The sequence below is a fragment of the Ruegeria arenilitoris genome (genome assembly GCF_013030265.1).
Lineage (GTDB): Bacteria > Pseudomonadota > Alphaproteobacteria > Rhodobacterales > Rhodobacteraceae > Ruegeria > Ruegeria arenilitoris_E.
In genome coordinates, this window is sequence record NZ_WPZQ01000007.1 from 110,871 (window position 1) to 124,090 (window position 13,220).

General features: G+C 56.0%; 14 protein-coding genes. 1 reads left to right on the plus strand and 13 read right to left on the minus strand.

Annotation, left to right across the window (positions count from 1 at the left end; genetic code table 11):
* Window positions 1–235 precede the first annotated feature (235 nt).
* The 7 genes from GOX61_RS13855 to GOX61_RS13885 all read right to left on the minus strand — a co-directional run bounded on the left by GOX61_RS13855 (window position 236) and on the right by GOX61_RS13885 (window position 7,032).
* Complete coding sequence (locus GOX61_RS13855; RefSeq protein WP_170334574.1) at window positions 236–1,003, minus strand: heme-binding protein; 768 nt, start codon at window positions 1,001–1,003, stop codon at window positions 236–238.
* A gap of 127 nt (window positions 1,004–1,130) precedes the next feature.
* The gene (locus tag GOX61_RS13860) at window positions 1,131–1,769 is read right to left on the minus strand and encodes a phosphatase PAP2 family protein (RefSeq protein ID WP_170334576.1); all 639 of its coding nucleotides are present in this window, start codon (window positions 1,767–1,769) and stop codon (window positions 1,131–1,133) included.
* A gap of 67 nt (window positions 1,770–1,836) precedes the next feature.
* Window positions 1,837–3,111, minus strand: coding sequence for a sensor histidine kinase (locus GOX61_RS13865; protein WP_170334577.1), 1,275 nt, complete (start codon window positions 3,109–3,111; stop codon window positions 1,837–1,839).
* A complete protein-coding gene (locus GOX61_RS13870; RefSeq protein WP_170334580.1) occupies window positions 3,098–3,775 on the minus strand; it encodes a winged helix-turn-helix domain-containing protein in 678 nt (225 codons plus the stop codon). Before GOX61_RS13870 ends, GOX61_RS13865 begins: the two co-directional genes overlap by 14 nt.
* Window positions 3,756–5,090, minus strand: a complete 1,335-nt coding sequence (locus tag GOX61_RS13875; protein WP_302478295.1) for a ferredoxin reductase family protein — start codon at window positions 5,088–5,090, stop codon at window positions 3,756–3,758. Before GOX61_RS13875 ends, GOX61_RS13870 begins: the two co-directional genes overlap by 20 nt.
* 28 nt (window positions 5,091–5,118) lie before the next feature.
* Window positions 5,119–5,316 (minus strand): hypothetical protein, encoded by a 198-nt coding sequence (locus GOX61_RS13880; RefSeq protein ID WP_170334584.1) that lies wholly within the window; start codon window positions 5,314–5,316, stop codon window positions 5,119–5,121.
* A gap of 432 nt (window positions 5,317–5,748) precedes the next feature.
* Window positions 5,749–7,032 carry a cytochrome-c peroxidase gene (locus GOX61_RS13885; protein WP_170334586.1) on the minus strand — a complete coding sequence of 428 codons (1,284 nt, stop codon included), beginning with the start codon at window positions 7,030–7,032 and terminating at the stop codon, window positions 5,749–5,751.
* Between the two features lie 3 nt (window positions 7,033–7,035).
* Between GOX61_RS13885 and GOX61_RS13890 the strand changes: the two genes are divergently transcribed.
* Window positions 7,036–7,506 carry a tetratricopeptide repeat protein gene (locus GOX61_RS13890; RefSeq protein ID WP_170334588.1) on the plus strand — a complete coding sequence of 157 codons (471 nt, stop codon included), beginning with the start codon at window positions 7,036–7,038 and terminating at the stop codon, window positions 7,504–7,506.
* 32 nt (window positions 7,507–7,538) lie between these two features.
* Here the strand turns inward: GOX61_RS13890 and GOX61_RS13895 are convergent, their stop codons facing one another.
* Genes GOX61_RS13895 through GOX61_RS13920 form a run of 6 tightly spaced genes read right to left on the minus strand, consistent with a single transcriptional unit; the run spans window position 7,539 to window position 13,116 of the window.
* Complete coding sequence (locus tag GOX61_RS13895; protein WP_170334590.1) at window positions 7,539–8,600, minus strand: TRAP transporter substrate-binding protein; 1,062 nt, start codon at window positions 8,598–8,600, stop codon at window positions 7,539–7,541.
* A 25-nt stretch (window positions 8,601–8,625) separates the two neighbouring features.
* Window positions 8,626–9,915, minus strand: coding sequence for a TRAP transporter large permease (locus GOX61_RS13900; RefSeq protein ID WP_155149384.1), 1,290 nt, complete (start codon window positions 9,913–9,915; stop codon window positions 8,626–8,628).
* A complete protein-coding gene (locus tag GOX61_RS13905; protein WP_170334592.1) occupies window positions 9,916–10,503 on the minus strand; it encodes a TRAP transporter small permease in 588 nt (195 codons plus the stop codon).
* 53 nt (window positions 10,504–10,556) lie between these two features.
* The gene (locus GOX61_RS13910) at window positions 10,557–11,072 is read right to left on the minus strand and encodes a flavin reductase family protein (RefSeq protein ID WP_170334594.1); all 516 of its coding nucleotides are present in this window, start codon (window positions 11,070–11,072) and stop codon (window positions 10,557–10,559) included.
* Window positions 11,072–11,962, minus strand: a complete 891-nt coding sequence (locus tag GOX61_RS13915; RefSeq protein WP_170334596.1) for an aldo/keto reductase — start codon at window positions 11,960–11,962, stop codon at window positions 11,072–11,074. The genes GOX61_RS13910 and GOX61_RS13915 overlap by 1 nt, the downstream gene beginning before the upstream one ends.
* Window positions 11,962–13,116, minus strand: coding sequence for an LLM class flavin-dependent oxidoreductase (locus GOX61_RS13920; RefSeq protein WP_170334598.1), 1,155 nt, complete (start codon window positions 13,114–13,116; stop codon window positions 11,962–11,964). Before GOX61_RS13920 ends, GOX61_RS13915 begins: the two co-directional genes overlap by 1 nt.
* Window positions 13,117–13,220 lie beyond the last annotated feature (104 nt).

Consider the following 13,220-nt stretch of genomic DNA (forward strand, 5'->3'; position numbering starts at 1 on the left):
CATTCGTTGCGAACCCAATACTGCCTGGATTCAACGGCTCTCCTACTGCGCATATTAGCCACGGGCACATTTTGAACGAGAGCTACTCTTCGCTTGAAGGCCTTCAACTAATTGCGTGCCCGGCGACCACTAATAAACTTGCTTGGGGGATTGATTTGATGTTCCCCAGTTGGATGCCACCCATGCTGATCTGAAAGCGCGAAAGACGCGCGCTCTCAGTCATCAGAAAATCCGATTATTGCAGCCTGTCAGCAATCGCAGCAATGCCAGCTTCGGCACAAATGTCGTCAAACTCTTTGCCAGTCTGGTCTTCGCCCGGGGATCCAGCGATACCGATACCGCCAATAACTTCACCCTCGTAAACGATTGGTATGCCGCCCGATAAGGTGATCAGACCGATTTCGTTGAAGACCGCTCCAAGCGTTGGTTCATGTTCATTCTCGGCCTCGATGACAGCCGTTGCTTCCCGACGCGAGGCTGCCGTAATGGCCTTGCGGCTGCTGGTGTGGATGGTGTGCGGAAACGCGCCTTCGCGCATCAACTGTACACGAGGCAACGCACGCTGATCGACCACTGTGACGGTCGTGGCAAAACCCAGATCCGAGCAAGCCTCCTGAGCGGCAGAGGCCGCTGTAAGGGCCCAATCGAGCGGGATACTCCGCTCCACATAGGGTTCGGCATTAGTGTTGTCCGTCAGCGTATTCGTCGTGATTGGGTCATCGGAGGGATCATCATCAATCCATTGGTTCAATATCTGACCGGTTTCGATGTCGACTTTGAACTCCACTTCTTGCCCGGCGTCGTTCACGATTTCGATGTCGATCACGGGACGACCTTCGAACTGGTCCGGCTCGGCCTCGGCAACTGTGCCGGGTTGGGCTTCAAGCGCGATTGCAACGGCTTCATCAATGGACAAGGCTGTATTTTCAGCGCTTTGTGCAACGGCTGGAACCGCAAGAACACCAAACGATGTTGTGACTGCGATGATCTGAAGGAATTTCATTGTATGCTCCTTTTGTGAGGCACTGCCTCAAGCTTTGATGCAGGAAAACCTAGTCGTCGGGGGTCACGTCGCGCTTTCAAAGGACTTACAGTTTTGTCAGTGATCGCGGCTCGGATGGTTCTTTCTCTCAAGTCGAAACAACGCGATTGCCGACAGTTTTGCCTCGAAGGGCCGGTCGCGATATGCGACCTGCGATGAGACTACGAAAACGCAAACATGGGCGGGCAAAAAGATCGGCAACAAGCATACCGACGATGGCACCAGCGATGGTGGCTGATATCGTATGGGCATCGAGCATGTAGCGCGCAAACATCGTAAGCAGAAGGATCGGCCAGACGACAATGCCAAACCAAGTCCAGTATCGCCTGACAGCTATGTAAGCGCCGGCGCTGGCGAGGGCGGAATGGCCCGAAGGCAGATTGTGATCGCCCCCGTTTGGCCTTTGGCCCAGGCGGGTGCCAAACACTTCGACGTCATTGAGAAGCATTTTTGGTCCGTGTGTCGCTGCTGTTCCTGCGACAACCACAGTCGCAATTTGCCAAAGACCCTTGATGTCTCGCAATACGATTGCCGTGCCAATCGGAATGAGCGTATTCAAGTGCCGCCCATAATCTTCAACGCCCGTGACCAGAGCATTGTCATGGCCATTCCGGGAAACTGCATAATGACCCTCCATATCGCTGGGATAAAGAGTTGCACCAACAAGTGAGATAAGGGCGGCCATCCATAACAGATGCCGCAGACGGCGTTTCTTTGAGGGTGACATTCTGAACTCTCCTGCCTGTTTTGGCAGAGGTGTCACCGATCAAACTGTCCTGTGATTTACTCGGAACTTACAATGTTACTTGAGCTGGAAAACGGATCGTGACTGTCAGACCGTGACCATTTGGTCCGTCCGACAACGACAGTTCCGCCTCATGAAGCTCCGCAATGGCTTGAACCAGGGACAAGCCCAGTCCGAGCCCATGGCCCTGACGGTCCGCTTTCAATTGATAGAGCGGTTGGAGAACACGTTCACGTTCTGCAAAGGGAATTCCGGGCCCTTCGTCGCTAACCGAGAGCAGAGCTTGGTGGCACCGCAAGGTAATCTTCTGACCCACGGGTCCATATCGGAGCGCGTTTTGGATCAGATTGGCCAAAAGCTGCATCAGTAGATCCGGATCACCATGCACCTGCGCAGGTGCCGCTTTTTCGACCACGAGTTCATGGCCAGCTTCCTCAACAACAGGGTTGAACGTCTCCAGCACCCGATCAAACAGCTCATCCAAAGAGACCGGTTTAAAATCTGCGCGCCCTGCTCCACTTTCGATGCGGGATAATCGAAGCAAAGCCTCAAACGTCCCCGTAATTTGATCAATCTGATCCAATGCTTCCCCAAGATCGCGTTCTGTGACGGAGCGGCCATTCTCGACCAGTTTGCTCAAAGAGGTCTCGATCTCTGCCCGCAGTCTTGCCAACGGCGTACGCAGGTCATGCGCAATGTTTGAGGACTGCACGCGCATGTCCGCCATTGCCTGCTCAAGCCGTGCAGTCGTCGAGTTGATGCGACCTGCCACTAGACTAAGGTCATCGTTCCCCTCCAGAACAATGCGTTTGTCCAACTGCCCACGGGCAACGTCCGCCAAACCACCAGTGATGATGTTCAATCGCTTTTGCGCCCGCAGAGCCATCCACACGGCCGCCAAGCCAGCGGCAAGAAGACTGCCCAAAAGGCTAATCTGCATCCCTGCTGCCAGAATATGACGAAGTTCTTCTTGCCGCTCAGTGTTTTCACCCAACAAGATCACGCCTTGAGGGGTTTGGCGCTGAAGATAGCGCGTTTCGGCACCCTGCTCCGGATCAGTCCAGAAGCCAAGGCGTCCAGTATCCTCTATCAACCGAGCGCTTTCGCCATCATCAGGTGCGGGTAAGGATTCGCCCGCAGCCAAGGCCTGGACCGCAATCTCCATCCGATTGCTTAGCCTTGCGTCCACCGTCCGCCTCATTTCGCGTTGAACCAGCCAGTAGGTTCCCCCCCACGCAGCGATTGAGATCATCGAAAAAAGTGTCAGCAACACCAGAGCCTGCCGTATCGCCGACAGGCGAAACAAAGAGCTAAACCTGTTCAAAAACATAACCTGTGCCGCGAATGTTGCGGATTACCGTGTCGCCAAAAGGCTTTTCGATCTTTCCACGCAAGCGGCTGATATGGGTTTCGACAACGCTCGTCGTGGGATCAAAATTCATGTCCCATACTTTTTCAAGCAACATGGTACGCGTCTGTACGCGTCCCTTCGAGCGCAAGAATACCTCAAGCAACAGGAACTCCTTGGGGTTCAGGTCCACCGGCATACCCTGACGCACACAGGTGCGTTTGTGCAGGTCGATGGTGATATCCCCGGCAGTGAGCTCGGAAGCGGTCTCTTCAGAGGCACCGGGGCGCCGAGCTAGGCCCTCGACCCGTGCTAAAAGTTCACTGAAGGCGAACGGTTTGGCCAAGTAGTCCTCTCCCCCGGCCCGCAGACCCTCGACCCGATCGTCCACTTCGCTCAACGCCGTCAGAAATATAGCTGGCGCAGTCACTTTGGCGTGCCGCAATGCCTTGAGGACGGACAAACCATCCAGACCGGGCACCATACGATCCAGTACCAATACGTCATAGCTCTGATCTATCGCGGCAAAGAGCGCGTCCTTGCCATCCGTGAACAGATCGACCACATGGCCCGCCTCGCGCAGTCCCTGTTCCACCCAAGGGCCAAGCTTAGGATCATCTTCAAGTACCAGAAGCCGCATCGGTCATCTCCCTTCGTCCGGCCATCCAGTTTCGCGCCGCCTCAAGAGCAGGTCTGCCGATGTATATGAGATCCGTCAATCCGTAGGCACCTCTGAAGTCAAAGCGCTCGCTGTGGACGCGACCGGTTTTGCCGAGCATCTCCCACGCGGTCGTGACCATCAATTTCAGTCCTTCTGGGCCGCATAGATAGACCTGTGACTCTGCCTGCATGTCGCGCATGATCTGCGTCAGACGCGCTCGCGTCAGTTTATCCCCTTCGATATCGCTGAGGACATAGAGGTCAACTTGCGGCAGTCGGGCAGCGTGATGTTCGACATCAGCCATTGCTCCGGCCGACTCTCTGGATCTAATGCAGTAAATCAGGCTCACTCGAGCGCTGCTGTCAGGCTCCATGCGCTCCAACGCCGCCAGAAATGGCGTGATTCCAACCCCGCCCGCGACCCAAAGTTGTTCTGTACGCTTCGCTCGAACCTGCGGCAGGAAACGCCCGACACCGCGCCCGAGACGGAATTGGTCGCCAGCGGTGACGGTGTTGACGAACTCATCGGTCCAGTCCCCGGCAGCGCGGATCACGAAACGGCGTGAGGTTTCGTCGCCGCCAGCAATTGTAAAGGGGTGAGGTTCGGCGCGAGCCCTATTGTGGGCGATCGTTGCAAACTGTCCGGGCCGAAACGCGGGCAGCGGGTTGTCAGCGCGAAACGTTACATCCACACCACCCTCAAAGGGAGTTGCGTTTTCGACGGTCACTAGTCGCGTCAACTCAAACTTGCGTAACAGGGTTTGGCCCCAGGCAAGCAAGCCAACAACCGAAACCACAGCCATCAACGTCCAGGGCGCAACACCCACCGCCAGAGGGCTTGCAACAAAGAACGTGTGATACGCTGCCAACAGAAAAACCGGCCCCATCAGCATATGGCTGGCTTTCCACAGGTGATAGGGGATCGCCCGCACTATCGCCGCGCACGTCAGCAGAAGCAAACCCATGGCAGCATACCAACCCACGCTTTCACCGCTTTCTGCCAATAATGGCACCACCCCGGAACCAAAGGTCTCTGCAGTCGCCCAATGCCCGAGCGCACCGGCCAGTGCAAAGAAACCCAGCCATCTATGTGCGCCGTACGATTTGTCCGGCCCACCCATAACGCGATCAACGACCCGCCACCGCGCCGCCAAAATCAGCGACAGGGCCATTGAACTCATCGATAATGCTCCGAGACTGGCAGGAAAAAAATTTGCGAATGGCACAAATGGGCCAACAAGAACAAAGTGCGCCAATACGAACGTAGCAGCAAGGATCAGAGTTTTTGGGGACATTGGGAATACCGCTTTGATTTTTGGATATTCAGTTTGAAGGTTGAAGCACTTTGAGGTTTGCGTCTTCGACCTGCTTGCCAATCGCCATCAAAGCCCCAACCGAAATCAGAAATAGCCCAAGTGCAAAGACCGACATCATCAGCCCGGAGAATACAACGAATGGAGCGAGGAACATCGCACTGAGAATGCTGAAAACTCTGGGGTAGAGGGCTGTTAGGAAACTCATATCTTGTCCTTTCGTCTATCTGAAAGGAAGTGACCTTTGAGCCTTAAATCCAACTCACCGCTGATATACAGTTTTGTAAGAATTGCTCTGCCTGAGCGGCTGGCCCGGTAAAGTTACTCCGATGCCGTTCAAAGTATGCTGACCATTTCCCCTTCTGTACAATCGGTATCGAGCAACATTAGGCGTGCAAACAGACCGACGAATTGTAGACGTTTGTGCACTTTGCTCTGTCGGTTGCTTTGGGTGCAAATCCGCCGTTCTCTGCAGTGCGCTTTGACTGATACTTCGAGCCTTGAGCGGATTTTCGTCGATGGTCTGAGCATTGCAACTGCAGCAAATCGCGAACGGCCCAACGCCGCCATTCGAATTTGTTTCACAATGCTGCTGGTGTAGATCAGTTTTGTCCAACAGCACTAGGGATGTGCGGGAGGGTTAAGGAACAAACCCCTTGGGCACACCAAATTTCGGTGAATTCACGCTGAACCCCGTCAAGGTGTGCATGAAAGAAATTAGGTTTTGAACTTCCGGCTCTGTAAGTTGGATCGGATCAATGTCGATCTTACTGATCTGACGTTCCATCTCGAAACGGTCTTCCCAAACCAAAAAATCAGCTTTCTCTAACCATGGAACGCTTGGCAACGCGGCCATTTGAGGTTTCCAATTCTCTAGGCTCGAATGAGGATCTAAGTGATGGCGAATGATGCTTTCCAAATCGGGAAAGGCACCATTGTGACCGTAAGGTGCGGTCAGGGCCACGTTGCGCAGCATAGGCGTGCGGAACCTATAGGCATCTTCCAAGCGATCGCTTTCACCCATGCGTCCGACATCACGGGCATACGGGTCCCATTGCCGGGTTCGACCCGGACCGAAAGGTGGCACGCCCAAGGCGTGAAACCGCTGATCCGTCATCAACGGGCCTGAATGGCAGGAGGAGCATTGAGCCTTTCCATAAAACAGGTCCATGCCGCTTTTTTGGGCAGCTGTCAGGGCTTCGGTGTTACCAGCCAGATATTGATCAAACGGACTATCCGTGCTGCGCCATTCGATTGCCATGAAGGCTGCCAGCGCGTTTGCGATCTGGGTAATGGTGATCTCTTCAGCAGTCTCAACTTCATCGAAGGCAGCAACCATCGCAGGACCGTAGTATGGGCTGGTACGGACGCGTTTCGCCAAAATCGGCCAACCTTTGTCGATGCGATCATGCACAGCCCCAGTCACTTGGTTTTCGGCAACGTTGCCTGCCATTTCGAACTGTGAAGTCAGTGGAAACAAAGCCTGAGCAGCCAGCAGAGAGTTCAGCCCGTCGGGCAACCATTCCTGTGCAGGGGAATTAAAGCCGTTGCCGTAAACATCTGAGATACTGAGGCGACCGTCATGAAAGACAGTATGGATTTCCTTTGCCCCAAGGTTCCACAAACCCGGAGAATTGCGGGGTATGCGTTTGCGGATTTTGTCAGGTCCGGTTCCCGGTGTGCGGTCAGGCCCCAGACCTTCCCCACCTTCTCCGATCCCCAGCGATAACCCATCCGACGTGCCTAAATCCGGATGGTGGCAATGTGCACAAGATATGTTCTGATTGCCCGACAGGATCGGGTCATAAAACAGTTGATGACCGATCGCCGCCTGTTCCATATCAAAGGACAGGAAATCGTCATCAGTCAGCGGTCGTGGCAACTCCTGTGCCATTGCCGTTCCGGCCCAGAGGAAAGCAGCCATCCCATGCGCCAGTTTGTTTTTGCCCTTTGTCTTCTTGCGACGCCAGCGCTGGCCGAGCTGGAACAGGCCCGTGACATGATGGAGGCCGGCGAGTTCGAAGCTGCGCGTGAGGAACTTTTGCCAGCAGCACGCTCGGGCAACGCCGAAGCTGAAGAACTGATCGGTGTGATGTATGGCCTTGGTCTGGGTGTTGAGCAGGATTATGAACGGGCCTTTGAATGGTACCTGCGTGCCTCGATGAAGGGGCATCCCGGGGCGCAATCCGGCGTCGGCTGGTATTATGAACTGGGCCTTGGCATGCCCGCGCCTGATTTGGTGCGGGCCTACATGTGGTATACGCTCAGCGCTATCGGTGGCGACCCCGACGCGGCGATCAGCCTTGAGGAAGTGATCAAGAAAATGTCGCCGGAGCAAATCGAAAAGGCGCATGTTCTGGTCAACGACTACAAAGGGTGGATGTACCCGTTTCGGTGAGGACCGGGCCATCAGGCCCGACCCACAATCGATTAGTTCAGGTCTGCATCGCGCGACGCGTTGATCTCGCCTTCGGCGATGGACACGGCCTCGGTTAGTGCAGCAAAGATTTCATCACCCCGGGCCACGTTGGACTGGAACCACTCGTAAACGGGTGTGGCCGCATCTTTGAAGGCGGCTTTCTGCTCGGGTGTCGGAACGTACAGGTCACCACCGCCCGCAACGAAATCTTCATAAGCCTGGATCGACTTACGCTTGGGCGAGGCAAAAGTGGCCTGCTGCAGGGCATAGAAACCGTCGACGACCACGCGGCGCAGATCCTCGGGCATCTCCTGGAACTTGGCGTTATTCATCCACCACAGCGCACCCATATAGGCGTGGCCGTCCAACGTGACGTATTGCAGGCCCGCATCCGGGAATTTCATGCCCATGATATCGGTGATGCCGTTCTTGGATCCTTCAACAACGCCGGTTTGGAAGCTTGTGAACAGCTCGGGCCACGGGATCGGGGTCGGTGACGCGCCAAGAGCCTTGACCAGTTCCTGCGGCAGGTCGGCGACCACGGTGCGGATCTTCAATCCTTCCATGTCGGCGGGTTCGGCAATGCGGCGTTGCGTGTTCGCGAAGTTGCGCCAGCCGCCCGTGTTGCCGATGGTCATTAGGCGGATCGCACCGCCGGAATCCTCCAACGCCATCTCGCGCATTGTGCGCGTGAAATCGCCAGACAAAACACGCTCGGCCACACGGTCATCGGCCATCAGGTAAGGCAGGTCGAGGACCTGAACGTACGGGAAGATACCCGAAGCACCACCAGAGGTAGAGATGTAGATGTCGATAGTGCCATCAGCCACACCTTGCAGGCATTCCGCGCCGTTCGAACACAGTTGCGTGCCGATGAACAACTCGACTTCGATCGCACCGTTCGAGGCCGCTTCGACGTAATTTTTGAAGACGATCAGACCGTCATAGTCTTCATCGTTTTCATTCGAATTGGCCGTAGCGCGCAAAGTGTAATCAGCCGCTGTCGCCGCAATGGCGGATGCAGCCAGCAGCGACGTCGCCACCGCTGCGGTTCTGAAGAAATCTCTGAGCATGCGTTTCCTCCCTGTGATACTCAGTTCAGTTTGCAAATCCCGTTATTCTCGGGATCGTCATGGATAGTTCGGGAATATAGGTGATCAAAAAGATCACGATGATTTCGACCGCCAGAAACGGCAGGATTGCCTTGGCAATGGTTTCGACCCGTTCGCGCGACACGGCGGCGGCCACGAACAGCACCAGCCCCATCGGCGGTGTGGCCAGACCGACGGTCAGATTGACGCTCATGATAATGGCGAAATGGATCGGGTCGACGCCGAGGCTCGTAAAGATAGGGCCCAGGATCGGGCCAAGAATGATGATCGCGGGGCCTGCATCCAGGAACATGCCGACGATGAACAGCAGCAGGTTGATCAGGAACAGCAGGATCAGCGGGTTCTCCGACAGGCTGAGGATCAGCGAGGCGAGTTGTTCCGGCGCGTGGCTGAGGCTGACCACAGTCTTGAACGCCATCGCTGCACCAACCAGCAACAGCACGACGGCCGAGGTCATACCCGCATTGCTGAGAACCTCGGGCACTTCCTTCAGACTCAGAGTGCGCAGAACAAAGAAGCCGATGATGAAGGCATACCCCACGGCAACGGCGGCGGCTTCGGTCGGGGTGAAGATGCCGCCCAGAATGCCGCCCAGAATGATGACCGGGGTCATTAGCGGAAAGAACGCCTTGAGGCTGGCCTGACGACGCTCGGGCCAGGTGTATTTGCGGCTGGCAACCGGGAAATCATAACGGTCGGCCATGACCTTGATCATCAGCATCAGGCCGACACCAACCATCACTCCGGGAACGATACCGGCAAGGAACAAAGCAGCGACGCTTTCGCCCATTACGTAGGCATAGATGATCATGATGCCCGAAGGCGGAATGATCGGCCCGATCACGGAACTCGCCGCTGTAATCGCCGCCGCGAATTTGCGGGTATAGCCCTGTTTCTCCATTGCCGGGATCAGCATCGACCCAAGCGCCGAAGTGTCCGCAACGGCAGACCCCGAAAGGCCCGCGAACAAAATTGAGCTCAGAACATTCACATGCGCAAGCCCACCGCGCAAATGCCCCATCAAAGCCTGTGAAAACTCGACCAGACGGATAGTAATGCCGCCGCGATTCATCAACTCTCCGGCCAGCATGAAGAAAGGGATCGCCATCAGTGGGAAACTGTCCATGCCATTGTAGACATTGCGATAGAGCAGCGTGATGTCATTCGTCTGACCATTGAGCCAAAGCAGAATGCCGGGCGCGGCCAGCAGAGCGAAAAAGACCGGCAGGCCGATCAGCAGGAAAACAAGGAAAGTGGGCAGGAACCAGATCAGCATTTATTCGGCCCCCACCGCGGCATCCGGGATTTCCGGCAACAGGTGACCACCGCCAATAAGCGTGATGAAGGACCGCAGTATGAGTTCGATATTCACCGAGATCAGCAATACGATCCCAACAAGCAGCGACGCCATCATCCAACTGCGCGGAATGCGGAACCATTCGTCAAAACTGAAAGATGTCGGCAGGTACAAAGCAGCAGTTGCGAACTTTCCACCAAAGCCAGTGACTTCGGACCAGCCGATTTTCACAGCAACCAACAAAACAGCCAACGAGATGACGAACAGGGACAAGTTTAGCAGCTGACCAATGGTGCGAGGCAGCAGACGCTCCAGCATATCTATGGCCACAAACCCGCCGCGCCGGAACGCGGTCGGCGCCATCAAACCGGTCATCCACAGCATGCAGAATCGCGCGGCCTCATCCGGCCAGGGCAAAGCGTTGCCAAGCACGTATCGGAAGAAAACCTGAATCAGGATTGCGATCACCATGAGCACAATCGCGACGACGCCGACCGCGCGGCCCAATCGCAGCACGGTTTCGTTTACGAATGCAATCGGTGCCAGCACCGACGTCAATCCGCCCATGCGGATCCTCCCATTGTCAGCCGCGAGTTGGCCCCGCAGTCGTCATATTGCGCTTAGTGATGCGCAAATTGGCCGAGCTTTCCGGCGTAAAAGGTCAGCGCGTCTCCATCCGCCATGCTGACCTTCAGAACTTTGCCCACCACGATCACGTGATCGCCTGCATCGTGATAGGCATGCTGCTTGCATTCGAACCGGGCAAGGCTGCCCGGCAGTAAAGGGGTGCCGTTTTCACAGCGGTCATGTTCGATCTTGCGCAGTGCATGAGCGTCCTTTGAGCAACCAAAACACAGCTCGGCCTGTTGGGCTGACAGAACATGCACGCTGAAATGGCGTGCCGTGTGGAAATAACGAAACCGGCGCGAATTGCGGTCACCGGCCCACATGACCAACGGCGGATCGAGCGACAGGGACGAGAAACTGTTGGCGGTGATGCAGATCGGCCCATCTTCGCTGTCGCAGGTCACGACGGTGACGCCGGTGGCAAAACGGCCAAAGGCATCGCGCAGGGTTCGAGTGTCGTCCTTGTGCGGCACGAATGTGTGGGTCATGTCGCGTGAGATTGCGTTCATCATGGCACCTCATGTCCCAGCGCCGCCTCATACAGGCGGTACCAGCTTTCACGGTCCAGTTTGACTTTGAGCGCATCCGAGGCGCGTATGATCCGGTTCAGATTGTTTGTTCCCAGAACCGGCAGAATGTTGGCCGGATGGGCAAGCAGAAAGGCAATTGCAACGGCGGCTCGATCGACGCCGAATTCCTCCGCAATCTCATCCGCAACGACACCGACCGGCGGATTTCCGGCCATCAGCAAACCGCCGCCCAGTGGGGACCACGCCATCAGCGGATGGCCATGTTGTTGGTGAAAGGCCAGATCGCCATTGGTGAAAGGGCTAATCTCACCCAGCGAAATCTCGATCTGGTTCGTAACCAGTTGCGTTTTCATGGCCGATTGCAGCAGGGACCAATCCCAAGGACGGAAATTGGACACGCCAACCGCGCCGACCTTGCCACTGGCGACGACCTCGTCCAATGCCGCACCCGTTTCATGGTGGTCCATGAACGGATCAGGGCGGTGGATCAGCAGCAGATCGATATGGTCGATCGCCATTCCGGTCAGAGAGGCATCGACCGACTTCAGGATATGCGCCCGTGACGTGTCGTAGTACTTAACCTTTGCATGCGAATACCGCCCGCAAGGCGCCACGATATCGCATTTGGTGACTATCTCCATCTTCTGGCGCAGTGCAGGATTTTCGCGCAGGGCAGCACCCAAAACGGCCTCGGCATTGTAATCGCCGTAGATATCGGCCTGATCGAAGGTGGTGATGCCCTGATCCAGACAGGCCTGGATCTTTGCCTCGACATGGGCTGCCGAGGTATCGCTGTCGTCGCCCAGGCGCCACATGCCATAAACAAGGCGGCTCATTTCCAGCGTGTCAGACAGTTTCACACGTTGCATCAGCGGCGAACTCCGTTGCCCAGCGGAGTGGCTGGGGTGGTTGCAGGCACGCGCCCATAAGCTTCGGGCAGCGAGCAGGTATTCAGATTGGGCATCACTCGGACGCCGAAATGTTTTGCTTCGTCCATGTGGGGGTAGCCCGAGAAGATGAAGGCACGGATGCCCATCTTCTGATATTCTTCGATCTTGGACATAACCTGATCGGTCGACCCGACCAGCGCGGCGCCACAGCCCGAGCGGGCACGTCCAACGCCTGTCCACAAACCAGGTTCGACATAGCCATACTCGTCTGCCAGATCGCGGTTCTTGGCCTGATGCGCAACGCCCAGAGAGGTCGAATCCAACGCACGCTCGCGGATCGCGCGACCATATTCATCATCGAGTTTAGAGACGATGTAATCAGCGTATTCCTGCGCCTCGGCTTCCGTGTCGCGAACAATCATGTGCACGCGCAAACCGTAATCCAGCGTCCGGTTGTAGTTCTCGGCCACCGAGTGAACGGCCTTCATCCGCTCAGCCAGTTGATCCTTGGTCTCCGGCCACATCAGGTAGACGTCGCAATGCTCGCCACACAGGTCCAAAGCGGACGGGGAATAGCCGCCAAAGTACAGCAGCGGGCCGCCGGTCTGATAAGGTTTTGCCGGATCAGTCGTCAGACCCGAAAAGTTGTAGACCTCACCAGCATGGTTGATCTCATCCTGTGTCCACGCCTGTTTCAGAATCTCGACCACTTCGCGCGAACGTTGATAGCGATAAGCGCTGTCGGCTTTTTCTCCGGGGAAGTCGGACGAGATGATATTGACGGTTAGCCTGCCCTTCAGCATGTGGTCCAGCGTAGCAATGGTGCGGGCCAGCATAATGGGTTGCATCTCGCCACAACGCACGGCGGCCAACAGATTGATCTTTTCAGTGATTGGCGCACATCCCGCCACAAAGCTCAGCGTGTCCTGACCAACCTGATACGAAGACGGGCACAGTATGTTGCGAAATCCTTGCGCCTCGGCCTCTCTCACGATGCCGGAACAATGCTCCCAGCTCGACCGCAGGTCACCATCAGGCACACCCAGAAACTGATAATCATCTGAACACAGCGCCGCAAACCAAGACACCTCAACCTCTTCAAGATCGGGCGATGTGATTGGGACGATGGTCATCTGAGTCGCTCTCCACGTCGGTTTCGCTTTTCCTCTTGCGTAGCAATCGCTTTGATGTAGATCAATAGTGTATCAATTTTTCCTGCGACCGAGTGAAGCGCCCC

What these genes read in the sequence shown, in the direction of transcription:
- GOX61_RS13855 (WP_170334574.1), bottom strand. Translation starts at nt 1,003, where the DNA reads ATGAAATTCCTTCAGATCATCGCAGTCACAACATCGTTTGGTGTTCTT.
- GOX61_RS13860 (WP_170334576.1), bottom strand. Translation starts at nt 1,769, where the DNA reads ATGTCACCCTCAAAGAAACGCCGTCTGCGGCATCTGTTATGGATGGCC.
- GOX61_RS13870 (WP_170334580.1), bottom strand. Translation starts at nt 3,775, where the DNA reads ATGCGGCTTCTGGTACTTGAAGATGATCCTAAGCTTGGCCCTTGGGTG.
- GOX61_RS13875 (WP_302478295.1), bottom strand. Translation starts at nt 5,090, where the DNA reads ATGTCCCCAAAAACTCTGATCCTTGCTGCTACGTTCGTATTGGCGCAC.
- GOX61_RS13880 (WP_170334584.1), bottom strand. Translation starts at nt 5,316, where the DNA reads ATGAGTTTCCTAACAGCCCTCTACCCCAGAGTTTTCAGCATTCTCAGT.
- GOX61_RS13885 (WP_170334586.1), bottom strand. Translation starts at nt 7,032, where the DNA reads ATGGCTGCTTTCCTCTGGGCCGGAACGGCAATGGCACAGGAGTTGCCA.
- GOX61_RS13890 (WP_170334588.1), top strand. Translation starts at nt 7,036, where the DNA reads ATGCGCCAGTTTGTTTTTGCCCTTTGTCTTCTTGCGACGCCAGCGCTG.
- GOX61_RS13895 (WP_170334590.1), bottom strand. Translation starts at nt 8,600, where the DNA reads ATGCTCAGAGATTTCTTCAGAACCGCAGCGGTGGCGACGTCGCTGCTG.
- GOX61_RS13900 (WP_155149384.1), bottom strand. Translation starts at nt 9,915, where the DNA reads ATGCTGATCTGGTTCCTGCCCACTTTCCTTGTTTTCCTGCTGATCGGC.
- GOX61_RS13905 (WP_170334592.1), bottom strand. Translation starts at nt 10,503, where the DNA reads ATGGGCGGATTGACGTCGGTGCTGGCACCGATTGCATTCGTAAACGAA.
- GOX61_RS13910 (WP_170334594.1), bottom strand. Translation starts at nt 11,072, where the DNA reads ATGAACGCAATCTCACGCGACATGACCCACACATTCGTGCCGCACAAG.
- GOX61_RS13915 (WP_170334596.1), bottom strand. Translation starts at nt 11,962, where the DNA reads ATGCAACGTGTGAAACTGTCTGACACGCTGGAAATGAGCCGCCTTGTT.
- GOX61_RS13920 (WP_170334598.1), bottom strand. Translation starts at nt 13,116, where the DNA reads ATGACCATCGTCCCAATCACATCGCCCGATCTTGAAGAGGTTGAGGTG.